At 60.5% G+C, this 17168-nt stretch carries 17 protein-coding genes; 12 read left to right on the forward strand and 5 right to left on the reverse strand.

Features of this window, described 5'->3' with window-relative positions; genetic code table 11:
• Positions 1 to 60 precede the first annotated feature (60 nt).
• On the reverse strand, positions 61 to 1065 hold the full coding sequence (locus IM303_RS03895; protein WP_028013927.1) for a chemotaxis protein: 1005 nt from the start codon (positions 1063 to 1065) through the stop codon (positions 61 to 63).
• A 64-nt stretch (positions 1066 to 1129) separates the two neighbouring features.
• The gene (rbn, locus tag IM303_RS03900; RefSeq protein WP_193359605.1) at positions 1130 to 2047 is read right to left on the reverse strand and encodes a ribonuclease BN; all 918 of its coding nucleotides are present in this window, start codon (positions 2045 to 2047) and stop codon (positions 1130 to 1132) included.
• A gap of 71 nt (positions 2048 to 2118) precedes the next feature.
• Here rbn and IM303_RS03905 point away from each other — a divergent pair, with 71 nt between their 5' ends.
• The 8 genes from IM303_RS03905 to menE all read left to right on the forward strand — a co-directional run bounded on the left by IM303_RS03905 (position 2119) and on the right by menE (position 10029).
• On the forward strand, positions 2119 to 2580 hold the full coding sequence (locus IM303_RS03905; protein ID WP_045259696.1) for a GNAT family N-acetyltransferase: 462 nt from the start codon (positions 2119 to 2121) through the stop codon (positions 2578 to 2580).
• A 53-nt stretch (positions 2581 to 2633) separates the two neighbouring features.
• Positions 2634 to 2939, forward strand: a complete 306-nt coding sequence (elaB, locus tag IM303_RS03910; protein ID WP_028013924.1) for a stress response protein ElaB — start codon at positions 2634 to 2636, stop codon at positions 2937 to 2939.
• Positions 2940 to 3024: 85 nt separating this feature from the next.
• Complete coding sequence (gene menF, locus IM303_RS03915; protein ID WP_192986489.1) at positions 3025 to 4320, forward strand: isochorismate synthase MenF; 1296 nt, start codon at positions 3025 to 3027, stop codon at positions 4318 to 4320.
• 88 nt (positions 4321 to 4408) lie between these two features.
• Positions 4409 to 6079: a 2-succinyl-5-enolpyruvyl-6-hydroxy-3-cyclohexene-1-carboxylic-acid synthase gene (gene menD, locus IM303_RS03920; RefSeq protein ID WP_193359606.1), complete on the forward strand. Its 1671-nt coding sequence runs from the start codon at positions 4409 to 4411 to the stop codon at positions 6077 to 6079.
• Positions 6076 to 6852 (forward strand): 2-succinyl-6-hydroxy-2,4-cyclohexadiene-1-carboxylate synthase, encoded by a 777-nt coding sequence (menH, locus tag IM303_RS03925; protein WP_045259699.1) that lies wholly within the window; start codon positions 6076 to 6078, stop codon positions 6850 to 6852. The genes menD and menH overlap by 4 nt, the downstream gene beginning before the upstream one ends.
• On the forward strand, positions 6849 to 7706 hold the full coding sequence (gene menB / locus IM303_RS03930) for a 1,4-dihydroxy-2-naphthoyl-CoA synthase (RefSeq protein WP_028013920.1): 858 nt from the start codon (positions 6849 to 6851) through the stop codon (positions 7704 to 7706). Before menH ends, menB begins: the two co-directional genes overlap by 4 nt.
• Positions 7706 to 8671, forward strand: a complete 966-nt coding sequence (gene menC / locus IM303_RS03935; protein ID WP_192971267.1) for an o-succinylbenzoate synthase — start codon at positions 7706 to 7708, stop codon at positions 8669 to 8671. Before menB ends, menC begins: the two co-directional genes overlap by 1 nt.
• A complete protein-coding gene (menE, locus tag IM303_RS03940; RefSeq protein WP_193359607.1) occupies positions 8668 to 10029 on the forward strand; it encodes an o-succinylbenzoate--CoA ligase in 1362 nt (453 codons plus the stop codon). The genes menC and menE overlap by 4 nt, the downstream gene beginning before the upstream one ends.
• Here the strand turns inward: menE and IM303_RS03945 are convergent, their stop codons facing one another.
• From IM303_RS03945 to IM303_RS03955, 3 genes are read right to left on the reverse strand one after another with little or no spacing between them, the layout of a single operon-like run.
• A complete protein-coding gene (locus IM303_RS03945; protein ID WP_193359608.1) occupies positions 10030 to 11544 on the reverse strand; it encodes a tripartite tricarboxylate transporter permease in 1515 nt (504 codons plus the stop codon).
• A gap of 11 nt (positions 11545 to 11555) precedes the next feature.
• Entirely contained in the window at positions 11556 to 11987 is a 432-nt protein-coding gene (locus IM303_RS03950; protein ID WP_014884622.1) for a tripartite tricarboxylate transporter TctB family protein, read from the reverse strand.
• Between the two features lie 11 nt (positions 11988 to 11998).
• Positions 11999 to 12979, reverse strand: coding sequence for a tripartite tricarboxylate transporter substrate binding protein (locus IM303_RS03955; protein WP_049000408.1), 981 nt, complete (start codon positions 12977 to 12979; stop codon positions 11999 to 12001).
• A gap of 137 nt (positions 12980 to 13116) precedes the next feature.
• Here IM303_RS03955 and tctD point away from each other — a divergent pair, with 137 nt between their 5' ends.
• The 4 genes from tctD (at position 13117) to IM303_RS03975 (ending at position 17148) form a co-directional block, all read left to right on the forward strand.
• Positions 13117 to 13791, forward strand: coding sequence for a transcriptional regulator TctD (gene tctD, locus IM303_RS03960; RefSeq protein ID WP_028013915.1), 675 nt, complete (start codon positions 13117 to 13119; stop codon positions 13789 to 13791).
• A complete protein-coding gene (locus IM303_RS03965; protein WP_049000406.1) occupies positions 13778 to 15187 on the forward strand; it encodes a sensor histidine kinase in 1410 nt (469 codons plus the stop codon). The genes tctD and IM303_RS03965 overlap by 14 nt, the downstream gene beginning before the upstream one ends.
• 128 nt (positions 15188 to 15315) lie before the next feature.
• Positions 15316 to 15855 carry a YfaZ family outer membrane protein gene (locus tag IM303_RS03970; protein WP_028013913.1) on the forward strand — a complete coding sequence of 180 codons (540 nt, stop codon included), beginning with the start codon at positions 15316 to 15318 and terminating at the stop codon, positions 15853 to 15855.
• A gap of 93 nt (positions 15856 to 15948) precedes the next feature.
• The gene (locus IM303_RS03975) at positions 15949 to 17148 is read left to right on the forward strand and encodes a nicotinamide mononucleotide deamidase-related protein YfaY (protein ID WP_041908955.1); all 1200 of its coding nucleotides are present in this window, start codon (positions 15949 to 15951) and stop codon (positions 17146 to 17148) included.
• The last annotated feature ends 20 nt before the right edge of the window (positions 17149 to 17168 follow it).

The following is a 17168-nucleotide window of genomic DNA, read 5'->3' on the forward strand; positions in this document are numbered from 1 at the left end:
TGGTTTGCGCCCTCTCCCTGTGGGAGAGGGATGGGGTGAGGGCACCAGCCCGCACAGGACTTAAGCCAGCTGCTTCCTGCTTATAAGCGGCCCGCCAATCTTCTTCATCGAACGATCCAGCACTTCCTCAATCACCGACGACAGCTCGTTCAGCTCAAACTTCGCCACGTACCCGTCCGCCTTCACCTTGCGAATATGATCTTCGTTGGCGTTGCCGGAAAGGGAGGAGTGGATCACTACCGGAATATCCTTCAGTACCGGGTCGGTTTTGATTTTGCGCGTCAGCGTAAATCCGTCCATCTCCGGCATTTCGAGGTCGGTCAGCACCAGAGCGATCTTATCGGTGATCGGCACGCCCTCAGCCTGCGCCTGTGCGGCCAGCACGCCAATTTTTTCCCACGCGTCTTTGCCGGTGATGTGCAGCTGCGCTGGGATCTCCATCGCCTGCAGACCTTTCTCCAGCATCGAACGCGCCACTTTGGAATCTTCCGCCACAATCGCGACTGCGCCTGGCTTGATGTTGAACTTGGTGGTTTTCAGATTGGTGGCGTGCAGATCGTGGTTGGCCGGGGTGATGTCATAGAGGATCTGCTCAACGTCCAGCACCATCGCCAGATCGTTGGTATCCGTTTTCTCATCCAGGCAGGCAATGCTGGTGATATAGCGGCCGCTGACGGCGGTTTCTGCCGCGTGCACCTGCTTCCAGTCCAGACGCATGATGTTTTCAACCGACTCCACGGCAAAGGCCTGCACGCTGCGGGCATATTCGGTGATAAGCAGGATGTTAAGCCCGGTGGTAGGCTTACAGCCCGCCACGGCGGCCAGATCGATCACCGGGATCACCTGATCGCGAATATTCACCATCCCCATCAGCGGTGATTTCATCCCGGCGGGTTTTGTGAATTCCGGCATCGGCACAATTTCACGCAGCTTAAAGACGTTAATGCCAAACAGCTCGGATTTATTTTCGTTCAGAGAGGTGCCAAGACGGAACAGCAACAGTTCAAAACGGTTCGACAGGGTCAGATTCGCCCTGTCATCAATATCTTTCTGGAAATTATCCATTCTACCCTCGAGAGAAATGCTGACCTTTTAATCGTTATCGGCATTCTGAGAGAAAAATGAAGGGCTAAACGCTGACCTTAGCGAAATCTTCGGCCAGCTCGCACGCCGGGAACACCGCCAGGCACTCTGCCAGCAGGCTTGCACACCCCCGCGCGTCGTAGCGGGAACTGACGTGAGTGACGATCAGCCTCCCGACGCCTGCGTCGCGGGCAAGCTGCGCCGCCTGACGCGTGGAGCTATGGCCGCGGCCGTTGGCTTTCTCTTCCATCGCTGTTTCCAGCGTGGCTTCATGCACCATCACGTCCACGCCCTGGGCAAGCTGAAGGGCGGCAGGGCACGGGGCCGTGTCGCCAAAGATAGCCAGCTTCTTGCCCGGCTCGGGCGCGGCGAGATAATCCTGGCCGTCGATCGTGCGCCCGTCCTCCAGCGTAACGGTCTCGCCGTGCTTCAGGCGCTGGAACAGCGGTCCGGGTTTTACGCCAGCGGCCATCAGCGCGGCGGCGTCCAGCGCGCCGGGTTTGTCATGCGCTTCAATGCGATAGCCATAGCACTCAACGGGATGATTCAGCGGCTGAGCGCTCACCTTATAATCACCGTCATCGAAAACCAGGCCTTCGCTAATCTCAACGATCTCCAGCGGATAATCCGTCCATGACCCGCTCAGACGCAGCGCGGTTTCAACAAATTCACGCACACCCGCAGGCCCGTAAATCGTCAGCGGATTGGCGTTGCCGGCCATGGAGCGGCTGCACAGCAGGCCCGGCAGGCCAAACAGATGGTCGCCGTGCAGGTGAGTAATAAAAATTTTATCCAGCTTGCCGGTGTGATACGCGGTGTGCAGCAGCTGATGCTGCGTCCCTTCACCGCAGTCAAACAGCCACAGCCCGCCGCGGGTGGGGTGCTTAAGATCCAGCAGAATTGCCGTCACGTTTCGTGAGCGGGTTGGCACGCCAGCGGACGTACCCAGAAAAATCAGTTCCATAACGCAATCAGCCCTTTGCCGAACGGGGAGGGGTTTAGTATAACGTGGTGAACCCTAGGAAGGAGAAAGAGATGATCCAGTGGCAAGATTTACATCATAGTGAGCTCACCGTTCATTCGCTCTACGCGCTGCTTAAACTGCGCTGCGAAGTGTTTGTGGTTGAACAGACGTGCCCGTATCAGGACATCGACGGCGATGACCTCGTTGGCGAAAACCGCCATATCCTCGGCTGGAAGGATAACGAGCTGGTGGCGTATGCGAGGATTCTGAAAAGCGAGGACGATGTCGAGCCCGTGGTGATAGGCCGGGTCATTATCAGCGGTAACGCGCGGGGTGAGAAACTGGGCTATCAGCTGATGGAAAAAACGCTGGAGTCATGCCAGAAACAGTGGCCGGACAAGGCGTTATACCTGGGCGCGCAGGCGCACCTGCAATCCTTCTACGGTCATTTCGGTTTTATGCCGGTCACCGAGGTGTACGACGAAGACGGTATTCCGCACATCGGCATGGCGCGGGAAGCGAAACAGGCGTAATGGCGCGTCGTTGTCTATAGTTAGCGGACTGGTGTACTAACATGGAGAAAAATATGTCATTTCAATCCTGGGATACTCGCATCGACGACGACCTGACCTTACTGAGTGAAACGCTGGAAGAGGTGTTACGTTCCTCGGGCGACCCTGCCGATCAGAAATATATCGAGCTGAAAGCCCGTGCCGAGCAGGCGCTCCACGACGTTAAAAACCGCGTCAGCCATGCGTCTGATACTTACTACTACCGCGCCAAAAAAGCGGTTTATCGTGCCGATGATTACGTCCATGAAAAACCGTGGCAGGGCATTGGGGTGGGCGCAGCCGTAGGGCTGGTGCTGGGTCTGCTGCTGGCCCGTCGTTAAGCCGTTTAACCACTCCCTATACGTGGGTACTGATATTTCTCATGGTACCCCGTATAATATGAGGTTTTAACAGGGAGAGGTTCGCGTGAATTCGATTTTCCTCGCGCTGGAACAATTGCGTAGCCATCTTTCGCAAGCGTTACCTGCCACATCCGGCCTGCGTCATTTCGACGTCTCTTTCCCGTTAAACGATGCCTTCGATCCCCTCGCCTGGCTGGGCGAGCAGCAGTGCTATCCCCAGTTTTACTGGCAACAGCGTAACGGCGATGAAGAGCTGGCCGCGCTGGGAGCGGTGGTCCAATTCTCCTCTCTGGCGTTAGCCTCGCAGTTTTTAAGTGCGCAACACGCCCCTGAAGATACCCGAATCTGCGGCCTGAACGCGTTTAACCCGGAGCAGGGCAGCCTCTTTTTACCGCGTCTGCTGTGGCGACGTACCGCTGGCAACGCCACGTTGCGTCTGCAGCTGTGGAGCGACAGCTCGCTTGAGGACGATGCCGACACCGCGCGGGCGTTCTTACAGCAACTGCTTCCCGCCAGACCGATCCGTCCGCTCTCCGTGCAGGTTGAGCGCGAAACCCATCACCCGGAAAAACCGCAATGGCTTAGCCTTATCGGCAAAGCGACAGAGACGATTGCACGCGGTGATTTCGAAAAGGTCGTTCTCGCCCGAGCCACCGACCTGCAGTGTAAACAGCGCGTTAACCCCGTCGCGCTGATGGCTGCCAGCCGCGCCCTGAATTTAAACTGCTATCATTTCTGCATGATATTCGACGCCAGCAACGCGTTTCTCGGCTCCACGCCCGAGCGTCTCTGGCGGCGGCGCGGCAAGCTGCTGCGCACCGAAGCGCTGGCGGGCACCGTCGCCAGCCATACTGACGATAAACAGGCGCAGCGTCTGGGCGAGTGGCTGTTGAATGACGATAAAAACCAGCGCGAAAATATGCTGGTGGTGGAAGATATCTGCCAGCGTCTTCAACACCATACGCAGACGCTTGAGGTGTTGCCGGCTCAGGTCATCCGCCTGCGCAAAGTGCAGCACTTACGCCGCTGTATCTGGACCGAGCTCAAGCAGGCCGACGATGAGCTGTGCCTGCACGTGCTACAGCCGACGGCGGCGGTTGCCGGGCTTCCGCGACAGCCAGCGCGCGAGTTTATTCAGCACGTTGAACCCTTTAACCGCGAGTGGTACGCCGGTTCGGCCGGGTATTTATCCCCCGAACAAAGCGAATTCTGCGTGGCGCTGCGCTCGGCGCGCGTACAGGAAGACGCTCTGCGGCTTTACGCCGGAGCGGGCATTGTCAGCGGCTCTGACCCGGAGCAGGAGTGGCAGGAGATCGAAAACAAAGCCGCCGGATTGCGCTCTCTGCTCCTAAGGGATTAATACTGATTCGCGCAATCCCGATTCATATCAAAATTCCAATTTTTTCTATTATTTATACTGTGTCGCATTCTTGATACCGGACAATCTCATGTCAGTAAGTTCTTTTAACCGACGCTGGGCGGCGGTGATCCTTGAAGCCCTGACGCGCCATGGCGTCAGGCACGTGTGTATTGCACCGGGTTCTCGCTCAACGCCGCTGACGCTGGCGGCGGCTGAAAACCGGGCGTTTGTTCACCACACCCACTTTGACGAGCGAGGTCTGGGACATCTCGCGCTCGGGCTGGCGAAGGTCAGCAAAGAACCCGTGGCGGTGATTGTCACTTCCGGTACCGCCGTGGCGAACCTCTATCCGGCCCTGATTGAAGCCGGGTTAACAGGTGAAAAACTGATCCTGCTGACGGCCGACCGTCCGCCTGAGCTAATCGACTGCGGCGCCAATCAGGCCATTCGCCAGCCCGGACTTTTTTCTACGCACCCTTCGCAGACGGTTTCGTTACCGCGTCCCACCCAGGATATTCCTGCAAGCTGGCTGGTCTCCACCGTCGATCACGCCATGGCGACATTGCGCAGCGGGGCGCTGCATATCAACTGCCCGTTTGCCGAGCCGCTGTACGGCGAGCTGGACGATACCGGCCTTGACTGGCAGCGGTCGCTCGGCGAATGGTGGCAGAGCGAAAAGCCGTGGCTGCGCGAGCAGACGCATCTTGAGAGCGCGAAACAGCGCGACTGGTTCTTCTGGCGGCAGAAGCGAGGCGTGGTCATCGCCGGGCGCATGAGCGCCGCCGAAGGCAGGCTGGTCGCCGAATGGGCGCAAACACTCGGCTGGCCGCTGATTGGCGACGTGCTTTCCCAGACCGGCCAGCCGCTGCCGTGCGCCGATCTCTGGCTGGGTAACGCGAAAGCGGTTACTGAGCTTTCGCAGGCGCAGATTGTGGTCCAGATCGGCGCAAGCCTGACCGGAAAACGTCTGCTGCAGTGGCAGGCGACCTGCACGCCGGAAGAATACTGGGTGGTGGACGCGCTGGAAGGGCGGCTCGACCCGGCGCACCATCGCGGCCGTCGTCTGGTGAGCAAAATTGATAGCTGGCTGGAACTGCACCCGGCGGAAAAACGTCAGCCCTGGGCGCTGGCGATCCCTGAGCTGTCGCGTCAGGCGTGGGAAATCACCAAAGCGCGCTGTGAGACATTCAGCGAGGCCGGGCTGGCGCACCGTATTCGCCAATACCTGCCAGAACAGGGGCAGCTGTTTGTCGGCAACAGCCTGGTCGTGCGGCTGATCGATGCCTTTTCGCAGCTGCCGGTGGGCTACCCGGTGTACAGCAACCGCGGTGCCAGCGGCATCGACGGGCTGATCTCGACGGCGGCGGGGGTGCAGCGCGCTAGCGCGAAATCGACGCTGGCGATCGTGGGCGATCTCTCCGCGCTCTACGATCTTAACGCGCTGGCGCTACTGCGTCAGGCGTCCGCGCCGTTTGTGCTGATTGTGGTCAACAACAACGGCGGGCAGATTTTCTCCCTGTTGCCAACGCCCCAGAGCGAGCGCGAGCGCTTCTACCTGATGCCGCAGAACGTGCAGTTTGAACACGCCGCGGCGATGTTCAGCCTGAAATACCATCGCCCGGAAAGCTGGGAACAGCTGGAAGCGGCGTTAAGCACCGCCTGGAAGCAGCCGGGCGCGACGCTGATTGAGCTGGTGGTGAACGAGGCCGACGGCGCGCAGACCCTGCAAAGCCTGCTGGCGCAGGTGAGCCAGCTGTGATCCTCTCGGGCGTGCAGCAGGCCGGAAAACCGGGCTATCCCTGGCTGGTCTTTTTGCACGGTTTTTCCGGCGACTGCCGCGAGTGGCAGGCTGTCGGGAAGCAACTCGGCGAGTATTCCCGGCTCTGTCTTGACCTGCCGGGCCACGGTGCGTCCGGGGATATTGCCGTGACGGGGTTCGACGAGATGAGCACGTTACTTACCCGAACTCTACTTAGTTACAACATACTGAACTACTGGCTGGTGGGGTACTCCCTCGGCGGCCGCATTGCGATGTTTCATGCCTGCCAGCAGCCAAAGGGGCTGCTGGGGGTGATCGTTGAAGGTGGACATCCGGGCCTGCTTGATGAGGATGAGCGTCACGCGCGGTGGACATCCGACCGCCGCTGGGCGACGCGTTTTCGCACCGAACCGCTGGAAAAGGTCTTTACCGACTGGTATCAACAGCCGGTATTTGCTTCCCTCACTGACCACCAGCGCAAGGCGCTTATCGCCCTGCGCAGCCAGAACAACGGCGCGACGCTGGCGAAGATGCTCGAAGCAACGTCGCTGGCCGTGCAGCCCGATTTGCGTGCCGCGATTAGCGTATGCAATTTCCCTTTTGACTATCTCTACGGTGAACGTGACCAGAAGTTCGCGGCCCTGGCCGCTGAACTGGACGCCGTTCGCCATGCGATTCCAAACGCCGGACACAACGCCCACCGGGAAAACCCCGACGCGGTTGCCGCGAGTCTGGCTCAGATACTGCGTCTTCGAATAAAGGACACTCTATGATCTATCCTGATGAACACATGCTTTATGCGCCGGTTGAATGGCAGGACTGCTCCGAAGGCTACACCGACATTCGTTACCACAAATCCGCCGACGGCATTGCCAAAATCACCATCAACCGTCCGCAGGTGCGTAACGCCTTCCGTCCGCTGACTGTCAAAGAGATGATTCAGGCCCTGGCGGATGCGCGCTACGACGACAGTATCGGCGTGATCGTGCTGACCGGTGAAGGCGAGAAGGCCTTCTGCTCCGGTGGCGATCAGAAGGTGCGCGGCGACTACGGCGGATACCAGGACGATGCGGGTACGCACCACCTGAACGTGCTGGATTTCCAGCGCCAGATCCGCACCTGCCCGAAACCGGTGGTGGCGATGGTGGCGGGCTACTCCATCGGCGGCGGCCACGTGCTGCACATGATGTGCGACCTGACCATCGCTGCTGAAAACGCCATCTTCGGCCAGACCGGCCCGAAAGTGGGCTCCTTCGACGGCGGCTGGGGTGCCTCTTACATGGCGCGCATCGTCGGGCAGAAAAAAGCCCGTGAAATCTGGTTCCTGTGCCGCCAGTACAACGCACAGGAAGCGCTGGATATGGGCCTGGTGAATACCGTGGTGCCGCTTGCCGATCTCGAAAAAGAGACCGTGCGCTGGTGCCGCGAGATGCTGCAAAACAGCCCGATGGCGCTGCGCTGCCTGAAAGCGGCACTTAATGCCGACTGTGACGGTCAGGCGGGTCTGCAGGAGCTGGCGGGTAACGCCACCATGCTGTTCTACATGACCGAAGAGGGTCAGGAAGGACGCAACGCGTTTAACGAAAAACGCCAGCCGGACTTCAGCAAATACAAACGGAACCCGTAATGCGTCGCGCGCAGGTTTACCGCTGGCAGATACCGATGGACGCGGGCGTGGTGCTGCGTGAACGGCGTTTAAAAACCCGTGACGGCTTCTTCGTGCATTTGCAGCAGGACGAGCAGGAAGGCTGGGGCGAGATTTCGCCTCTGCCGGGCTTTAGCCTGGAGTCGCTGGATGAGGCGCAGTCTGCATTGCTGACGTGGGTAAAGGCGTGGCGTGAGGGCGCAAACCCGGCATTACCGGACGCACCTTCCGCCGCCTTTGGCATCAGCTGCGCGCTGGCGGAGCTGGACGGTAGCCTGCCGGAAGAGGCTAACTATCGCGCGGCACCGCTCTGCACGGGCGACCCGGACGAGCTGTTCGCGCTGCTCGCCGCCATGCCGGGCGAGAAAGTGGCGAAAATCAAAGTCGGTCTCTACGAAGCGGTGCGTGACGGCATGGTCGCCAACCTGCTGCTGGAAGCAATCCCCGATCTGCACCTGCGTCTGGATGCCAACCGCGCGTGGACGCCGCTTAAGGCGCTGCAGTTCGCGAAGTACGTCAACCCGGCGTACCGCAGCCGCATTGCCTTCCTCGAAGAACCGTGCAAAACCCGTGATGATTCGCGCGCCTTTGCCCGCGAAACGGGGATTGCCATCGCCTGGGATGAAAGCCTGCGCGAGGACGATTTTGAATTTGTCGCCGAGCCCGGCGTTAGCGCGGTGGTGATTAAGCCGACGCTAACCGGCAGCCTGGCGAAGGTGCGCGAGCAGGTCTCGGCGGCGCACGCGCTGGGGCTGACGGCGGTGATCAGCTCGTCGATAGAGTCCAGCCTGGGGCTGACCCAGCTGGCGCGCATTGCCGCCTGGTTAACGCCGGACACGGTTCCCGGCCTCGACACGCTGAACCTGATGCAGGCTCAGCTTCTCCGCGAGTGGCCTGCCAGCACGCTGCCGTGCCTCGACGCAGAGGCGCTGGAGCCGTTGCTATGAGTTTTACCGACTGGCCCTGGCGTCACTGGCGCGCGCTTTTTGCCGATAAACCGGCCCTGAGACTGAATGATGAAGCGCTTACCTGGCAGCAGTTGTGCGCGCGCGTCGAGCGCCTTGCGGCAGGGTTTCACCAGCAGGGTGTGGCGGAGGGCGACGGCGTACTGCTGCTGGCCTATAACCACCCGCAAACGCTGCTGGCATGGCTGGCGCTGCTTCAGTGCGGGGCACGTATTCTTCCCGTTAATCCGCAGCTGCCGCGCCCGCTGCTCGACGTGCTGATCCCGCAGATGACGCTGCGCTTTGCGCTGGTGCTGGACGGCAGCTACGACGGCCTTCATGGCCTGAGCATGTGCGAGCCAGCGGATGCGTACTGCGCTGCGTGGCAGCCGGCGCGGCTGACCACCATGACGCTCACCTCCGGCTCCACCGGGCTGCCGAAGGCGGCGGTGCATACCTGCGCCGCCCATCTTGCCAGCGCCCGCGGCGTGCTGTCGCTGATGCCCTACGGGGATAATGACGACTGGCTGCTTTCGCTGCCGCTGTTTCACGTTTCCGGCCAGGGGATTTTTTGGCGCTGGCTGCAGGCCGGTGCGCGCTTAACCGTGCGCGAGAAGCAGCCGCTGGAGCAGGCGCTACGCGGCTGCACCCACGCCTCGCTGGTGCCGACCCAGCTCTGGCGTCTCCTGAATAGCGAAAGCCGCATCGCACTGAAAGCGGTGCTGCTCGGCGGGGCGGCCATTCCCGTGACGCTGACGCAAAAGGCCCGGGAACAGGGCGTTCGAACGTACTGCGGCTACGGCCTCACCGAGTTTGCCTCTACCGTCTGCGCAAAAGAGGCTGACGGCGATCCGGACGTGGGCCGTGCGCTGCCGGGCAGAGAGGTGCAGGTCGTTAACGGTGAAGTCTGGATCAAAGCGCAGAGCATGGCTTCCGGCTACTGGCAGGACGGCGCGCTGATACCGCTGATCAACGCGCAGGGCTGGTTTGCCACTCGCGATCGCGGGGAATGGCATGGCGACCGTCTGACGATTTTAGGCCGCATGGACAATCTCTTTTTCAGCGGTGGAGAGGGGATCCAGCCGGAATCGCTGGAGCGCGTTATCGCCGCGCATCCGCAGATTAATCAGGTGTTTATCGTCCCGCTGGATGATGCCGAGTTTGGACAGCGTCCGGTGGCGGTGGTGGAGTGCGAGCCGGGAACGGATATCACCCGTTTCCCGACCTGGGTACAGGGCAGGCTGGCGCGCTTTGAGCAGCCCGTTCACTGGCTGGTGCTGCCGGCTGAGCTAAAAAATGGCGGGATTAAGATCTCCCGCCAGGCGTTAAAGCAGTGGGTCAATGCCCAGCTGTCCGTATAGTTAGCCGATATCCGGCTCCGGTTTGCGCTGGCGACGACGCAGCAGGCGCAACGCCGGCGGCACCACAATCACAATGACCGAGAGCGCTAACAGAACCTTCGCGACGCTGCTGTCCCACAGTATCGACACATTACCGTTGCTGATGGACAGGGCGCGGCGCAGGTTCTGCTCCAGCATCTCACCCAGCACAAAGCCCAAAATCAGCGGAGACATTGGGAAGTGCATTTTTCGCAAGATGTAGCCGAACACGCCGAGGACCACCATGAGCACCAGGTCAAACGTGGTGCTGTGCACCGCGTAAACCCCCACCGCAGAGACTGCGGCAATGGCGGGCACCAGGAACCACAGCGGAATCGTCAGCATGCGGGTGAACAGCCCAATCAGCGGGATATTCATCACCAGTAGCATGACGTTGGCGATCAGCAGCGCGGCAATCAGCCCCCAGACAATATCAGGCTGCTCGGTAAACATCGCCGGGCCGGGCGTGATGTTATAGAGCGTCAGCGCGCCCATCATCACCGCCGTGGTGCCGGATCCCGGCACGCCCAGGGTCAGCATCGGGATAAACGAGCCGCAGGCCGAGGCGTTATTGGCCGCCTCAGGCGCGGCGACGCCGCGAATATCGCCTTTACCAAAGCTGTCGCTATTGCCGCTGAGCTTCTTCTCGGTCATGTAGGTGATGGCGCTGGCGATAGTGGCCCCAGCACCCGGCAGGATGCCGACGAAGAAGCCAATCACCGACGAGCGCAGCGTGGCGCCGATGCACTGCGCGCCCTCTTTAGCGCTAAAGAGTATCCGGCCGGTTTTGCGCACCAGCGTCTGCCCGCTGCTGGTATGCTCCAGCATCAGTAAGATCTCAGAAACAGAGAACAGGCCGATCACGACGACAATGAACTGCACGCCATCGGACAGGTGAACGCTGTCGAAGGTAAAGCGATAGACCCCGGTGTTGGCATCCACGCCGACGGTGGCTAACCCTAAGCCAATCAGCGCGGATAAAAACGACTTCAGCGGATTTTGCGCCATCATGCTGCCGAGGCAGGCAATGGCGAACACCATCAGGGCAAAATATTCTGCCGGACCAAACGCCAGCGACCACTGGGCCAGCGCAGGAGCGAACAGAATGATGCCGCCAATGGCAATCAGTGAGCCAAAGAATGAACTGACCGCAGAGATGGAGAGCGCCACGCCGCCGCGTCCCTGCCGCGCCATTGGGTAGCCGTCCAGCGCGGTCATGATCGCCGCCGCATCCCCCGGCACGTTAAGCAGGATCGACGAAATGCGTCCGCCATATTCACAGCCGATGTAGACCGTTGCCAGCAGGATCAGCGCCGATTCCGCAGGCAGATGCAGGGCAAACGCCAGCGGGAGTAAAATCGCCACGCCGTTGATCGGCCCAAGGCCCGGCAGCAGGCCGACAATCGTGCCCACGAAACAGCCGATCAGGGCGATCACCAGGTTTTCCGGGGTCATCGCCACGGCGAACCCCTGCGAGAGGTAAATCCAGGTATCCATAGCGTGCTCCGTTAATTAAGCCAGGCGCCGAGCGGTAACGTCACGTCCAGCAGGCGGTCAAAGGCGTACCACAGTAAAATCCCCATCACCACGCCAGAGATCCCCGCCGCGGGGAGGGTGGCGTTAAACAGCATGCCGATGACCATCGTCAGAATGGCGGTCGCCACCGGGAAGCCGAGCCACTCAAAGCCCCAGGCATACATCAGCAGGACAATCACCATCACCAGCAGACGCTGCAGAATGCGACGCGGCGGCCACTCGACGGTATCCGGGTGGCGAAGCAGCAGCGCCACCGAGCAGAGCAGCATCAGGCCGACGATGCCCATCGGGAAGGGACGGGGTCCCACGGGTTCATAGCTGTATTCGCTGTGGATCTGCCAGGCGACAAACATCCCGCCAACGCAGAGCAGCAGCCATATCCCGGCAAAAATACGATCGCTCATAGCGCCTCCGGTTATTTCGCCAGGCCAAAGGCTTTCGCCTGTTCGCGGTAGTCATTCACCTGTTTTTTGACGTACTCATCCAGTGGCTTACCGGTCAGGTTAAACTCAAACAGTCCGCGCAGATCGCGCTGTTTCTTAAATTCTTCCGTCTGCTGGAGTTTGTTGAACGCGTCGACCCACCACTGGTACTCGGCGTCGGTCACTTTTGGCCCGACGAAGAAGCCGCGGATGATCGGCCAGACCAGGTTATAACCCTGCTCTTTGGCGGTCGGGATGTTCGCCAGCTGGCCCGGCAGACGGTTTTCCGAGAAGACCGCCAGCACGCGGATTTTATCCCCGCTCAGGTACGGCACCATCTCGCTGAGATCGCCGGAAACAGCCTGAACGTGGTTGCCCATCAGCGCCGTGACCGGTTCGCCGCCGCCCTCAAAGGCCACGTAGCGCATCTTGTGCGGGTCAACCTTCGCCTGCTGGGCGAGAAGGGCCGCTTTCATCCAGTCCTGGCTGCCGATAGACGCCCCTGCGCCAATCACCACGCTGTTCGGATCTTTTTCCATAGCGGTCAGCAGATCTTTCAGGGATTTCCACGGGGAATCGGCACGCACGGCAATCATTCCGTAGTCGGTGCCGACGGTCGCCAGCCAGCGCACGTCGTCCACACCGTAGCGGCCAAACTTGCCCTGCGACAGGTTCAGCAGCGAGCCGCCGGAGAAGGCCACCACCGTTCCCGCTTCCGCCGGACGTTGCGCGACTATCGCGTTATAGGCCACCGCGCCCACGCCGCCTGGCATGTAGGTGACGCGCATCGGTTTCTCAATGGCCTTCGTCTCCAGCAGGCTGACCTGAATAAGCTTGCAGGTGAGATCGAAACCGCCGCCCGGTTTGGCCGGGGCGATACATTCGGTACGGGACGGAGCGTCCTGGGCCTGAACGACAGAGGTACTCAACAGCAACACGCTTGCAGCAAGGGTAGAAAGTAATTGTTTTTTCATCGTTTATCCTCACGCCGGGGGTACGGGTCTTTTTTTCTGATTATGTGAACCACCTTGTAGCGGTTCCGTTGCGTGATTGTTAAAACAATAACCTTTCATTTCCCTTTCAACGGGACACCAACTTTACAGGATGTGACATGCGTCTCTTACTCGCAGAAGATAATCGTGAGCTGGCTCACTGGCTGGAGAAAGCGCTGGTGCAGGAAGGCTTTGCCGTGGACTGCGTCTCCGACGGACGTGCCGCCGACCATCTGCTGCAGGGTGAAAACTACGCGGTCGCTATTCTGGACATCGGCATGCCCGGTTTTGACGGCCTGGAAGTGGTCCACCGCCTCAGAAAACGGGGGCAAACGCTGCCGGTGCTGTTTCTTACCGCCCGCAGCAACGTGGCGGATCGGGTGAAGGGACTGAACGCCGGGGCAGATGACTATCTGCCAAAACCGTTTGAGCTGGAGGAGCTTGACGCGCGTCTGCGCGCCCTGTTGCGCCGAAGCGAGGGTCGAACGCAGGAGCGCCAGCGCCTTGGGGAGCTGGAGTATGACGACGAGGGCTTTTTCCTGCTGCGCGATGAACCGCTTTCCCTGACGCCGCGGGAGCTCTCCCTGCTGAAAGTGCTGATGCACCGCCGGACCCGTCCGGTTTCACGACAGCAGCTTTTCGACCAGGTGTTCAGCCTGAACGACGACGTCAGCCCTGAAAGCATCGATCTCTATATTCACCGGTTGCGTAAGAAGCTGACCGGCAGCGGCGTGCGGATCACCACCCTTCGGGGGCTTGGGTACGTGCTGGAGTGCGGCGATGAGGTGGGTTAAGCCGCAGTCGCTCTATCTGCAGCTGTTGCTTTTCCTGGGTCTGCCGCTGCTGCTGCTGTGGGGATTGTCGGCCTTTAACAGCTACGTTAGCGCGCTCCAGGCGGCCACGCAAGCCTACGATCGCACGCTGTTATCCTCTGCCCGCACCATCTCCGAGCGGCTGGAGGTGCGCAACGGCAGGCTGGCGGTCGACGTGCCCTGGGTGGTGCTCGACAGCTTTGAGCTCAACATGAACGACCGGCTCTACTATAAGGTGGTCGACCCCGACGGACGGGTGATCTCCGGCTATGACGATCTGCCGAAGATGCCGCCTGCGACGTCGCGCACCACGCTCTATCCGGCGCTGGCCTGGTTTTACCACACCGAATATCGCGGCCAGGCGATTCGGGTGGCGCGCCTGCTGCAGCCCGTCAATGAAGATAATGTTTTTGGCATGGCGGAGATTTACGTCGCCGAGACGCTCCAGTCCCGCCGCTATCTCGCCAGCCAGCTGCTCTTTTCATCCTGGGTTTCACAGGGGTTGCTGGTGCTGCTGACGCTGGTGCTGACCGCATGGCTGCTGCGCCGCGTGCTGCGCCCAATGCGCCAGCTTTCGTCACTGATGGTGCGGCGCGAGCCGGGCCTGCTCGCACCGCTGCCGGAGCTGCTGCCCTGGTCCGAGACCCGGCTGCTCATAGTCGCCTTTAACCGCTATATCGACCGGCTGCGCGGCGTGCTTTCGCGTCAGGAACGCTTTAACGCGGATGCGTCGCACCAGCTCAAAACGCCGCTGGCGGTGCTTAAAACCCAGGTCTCCGTGGCCCTCGCGCGTCAGGATCCCGCCCTGTGGCAGGAGAGCCTGCGGGCAATGAATGTCACCCTGGACGACACTATCGTACTCACCGAGCGGCTGCTGCAGCTTTCAGCGGTGAAGGGAAAAGAGCAGGGGGATCGTCATTTTACGCCTGTGGATCTGGTTCAGGTGGTGCAGAACTGCTGTTTTTCCCGGCTGGCGCAGGCGCGGAGCAAGGCGATCGATTTGGGATATGACGGTGTACAGCAGCCGGTCACGATCGAAGGCGATGACGTTCTGCTGGGCGAGCTGTGCGCCAACCTGCTGGAGAACGCGATTAAATATACGCCTGCAGGCGGGACCGTGACCGTTTTCCTGCGCGTGGATGGCGGCGCCGTTGAGCTGAGCGTTGAGGACAGCGGCCCCGGCATTGAAGAGGATCAGATCTACCAGGCGATGCAGCCTTTCCACCGTCTGGACAACGTCGGGAACGCCGCCGGTTCCGGGATTGGGCTGGCGCTGGCGGCGGATATCGCCCGGCTGCACCGCAGCCATTTGCAGCTGACTCGCAGCGAAACGCTGGGTGGCCTTTGCGTCAAAATGCGCTTTCTGCTGCTTACGTAAAAAAGCCGGGGGTTTCAAATCGTTACAATCTTCCTGTCCGCCGCACGCAGAGTGCTTGATCCCCCGGAGACTCAGGTTAAAATCTCGCGGTTTTGGGGACTTCTCTATAATTATGCAGGATCGCGACAATGAAAAAAGTGGCATTACTGGGCCTCGGCCTGATGGTTGTATCTGCGGCGGCTAACGCCATTAGCATTAATGGTTCGGCGGGTCAGGACTATACCCACCTCGGTTTTGGCATGGGTACTGACACCTCCGGTCTGGCAATGACCGGCGGCTGGACGCACAACGATGACGACGGCGACGCGGCAAGCCTCGGCCTCGGTCTGAATATTCCTCTTGGCCCATTCCTGGCCACCGTTGGCGGTAAAGGTATCTACACCAACCCAAATGACGGTGATGAAGGGTACGCAGCGGCAGTGGGCGGCGGCCTGCAGTGGAAAATTGGCGACAGCTTCGGCCTGTTTGGCGAGTACTACTACTCTCCGGATTCCCTCTCCAGCGGTATCGACAGCTATGAAGAAGCCAACGCCGGCGCGCGCTGGACCATCATGCGTCCGATTACCATCGAAGCGGGCTACCGTTATCTGAACCTGGCCGGTAAAGACGGCAACCGCGATAACGCGCTGGCTGACGGCCCGTACGTGGGCGTGAGCGCAGGCTTCTAATCGTTCCGGCGCGGCGTTCCGTCGCGCCAGTTTCTCTCATCTCCACCCCGCGTTTGCGCTATAGTGTTTTGACCAAATAAGCGGGAGAACACAATGATTAACGTGGAGATGTTATCCACCGGCGACGAAGTGCTGCACGGACAGATTATTGATACCAATGCTGCCTGGCTTGCCGATCTTTTCTTTGAGCAAGGATTACCGTTAACGCGCCGCAATACCGTGGGCGACAATCTGGAGTCACTGGTCGCTGTTCTGCGCGAGCGCAGTGAACAGTGCGACGTGCTGATCGTGAACGGCGGGCTCGGCCCCACCGGTGACGATCTCAGCGCGCTGGCCGCCGCGACCGCAAAAGGCGAAGGGCTGGTGCTGCACGAGGCGTGGCTTTCGCAGATGGAACGCTTCTTCTCCGAACGTGGCCGCGTCATGGCCCCCAGCAACCGCAAGCAGGCTGAAATTCCCGCCAGCGCCGAGCTGGTTGATAACCCGGTCGGTACCGCCTGCGGGTTTGCCATGCAGCTGAACCGCTGCCTGATGTTCTTCACGCCGGGCGTGCCTTCCGAATTTAAGGTGATGGTTGAGCAGCAGATCCTGCCGCGCCTTCGCCAGCGTTTTACTCTGCCTGAACCTCCGCTGTGCCTGCGCCTGACCACCTTTGGCCGCTCGGAAAGCGATCTGGCCCAGAGCCTTGACCACCTTCCGCTGCCGCCGGGCGTCTCCATGGGTTATCGCTCCTCTATGCCGATCATTGAACTCAAATTAACAGGACCGGCCACGCAGAAAGAGGCGATGCTGGCCCTGTGGCCTGAGGTGCAGCGCGTGGCGGGCGAAAGCCTGATTTTTGAAGGGACGGAAGGGTTGCCTGAGCAGATTGCAAAACATCTGCAGACTCGCCAGCTCAGCGTGACCTTAAGCGAGCAGTTCACCGGTGGCCTGCTGGCGCTGCAATTGTCGCGCGTCAACGCCCCGCTGCTCGCCAGCGAAGTTGTTCCGTTTCAGCAGGAGACCCTGGCGCAAACCGCCCGCTGGGCTTCCGAAAGAAGGGTGAAGCATTTTGCCGGTCTGGCGCTGTTTGTCGGCGGGCTGGATGAGGATTACCTCAACTTCGCGCTGGCGACGCCGGAAGGCACCTGGGCGCTGCGGGTAAAAATGAGCATCACCCGCCACAGCCTGGCGGTGCGTCAGGAGGTGTGCGCCATGATGGCGCTGAATATGCTGCGCCGCTGGCTCAACGGCAAAGAGGTCGCCAGCGAGCACGGCTGGATTAACGTTGTCGAGTCGCTGTTCGTTGAGTAATGCCTGTGCCGGGGTCTTTC

This window comes from Enterobacter cloacae complex sp. P38RS, from assembly GCF_014930775.1.
Classification (GTDB): domain Bacteria; phylum Pseudomonadota; class Gammaproteobacteria; order Enterobacterales; family Enterobacteriaceae; genus Enterobacter; species Enterobacter bugandensis.

Excerpts from the sequence above, each read along its gene's own strand:
- IM303_RS03895 (WP_028013927.1), bottom strand. The coding sequence starts at position 1,065 with ATGGATAATTTCCAGAAAGATATTGATGACAGGGCGAATCTGACCCTG.
- rbn (WP_193359605.1), bottom strand. The coding sequence starts at position 2,047 with ATGGAACTGATTTTTCTGGGTACGTCCGCTGGCGTGCCAACCCGCTCA.
- IM303_RS03905 (WP_045259696.1), top strand. The coding sequence starts at position 2,119 with ATGATCCAGTGGCAAGATTTACATCATAGTGAGCTCACCGTTCATTCG.
- elaB (WP_028013924.1), top strand. The coding sequence starts at position 2,634 with ATGTCATTTCAATCCTGGGATACTCGCATCGACGACGACCTGACCTTA.
- menD (WP_193359606.1), top strand. The coding sequence starts at position 4,409 with ATGTCAGTAAGTTCTTTTAACCGACGCTGGGCGGCGGTGATCCTTGAA.
- menB (WP_028013920.1), top strand. The coding sequence starts at position 6,849 with ATGATCTATCCTGATGAACACATGCTTTATGCGCCGGTTGAATGGCAG.
- menC (WP_192971267.1), top strand. The coding sequence starts at position 7,706 with ATGCGTCGCGCGCAGGTTTACCGCTGGCAGATACCGATGGACGCGGGC.
- menE (WP_193359607.1), top strand. The coding sequence starts at position 8,668 with ATGAGTTTTACCGACTGGCCCTGGCGTCACTGGCGCGCGCTTTTTGCC.
- IM303_RS03945 (WP_193359608.1), bottom strand. The coding sequence starts at position 11,544 with ATGGATACCTGGATTTACCTCTCGCAGGGGTTCGCCGTGGCGATGACC.
- IM303_RS03950 (WP_014884622.1), bottom strand. The coding sequence starts at position 11,987 with ATGAGCGATCGTATTTTTGCCGGGATATGGCTGCTGCTCTGCGTTGGC.
- IM303_RS03955 (WP_049000408.1), bottom strand. The coding sequence starts at position 12,979 with ATGAAAAAACAATTACTTTCTACCCTTGCTGCAAGCGTGTTGCTGTTG.
- tctD (WP_028013915.1), top strand. The coding sequence starts at position 13,117 with ATGCGTCTCTTACTCGCAGAAGATAATCGTGAGCTGGCTCACTGGCTG.
- IM303_RS03965 (WP_049000406.1), top strand. The coding sequence starts at position 13,778 with ATGAGGTGGGTTAAGCCGCAGTCGCTCTATCTGCAGCTGTTGCTTTTC.
- IM303_RS03970 (WP_028013913.1), top strand. The coding sequence starts at position 15,316 with ATGAAAAAAGTGGCATTACTGGGCCTCGGCCTGATGGTTGTATCTGCG.
- IM303_RS03975 (WP_041908955.1), top strand. The coding sequence starts at position 15,949 with ATGATTAACGTGGAGATGTTATCCACCGGCGACGAAGTGCTGCACGGA.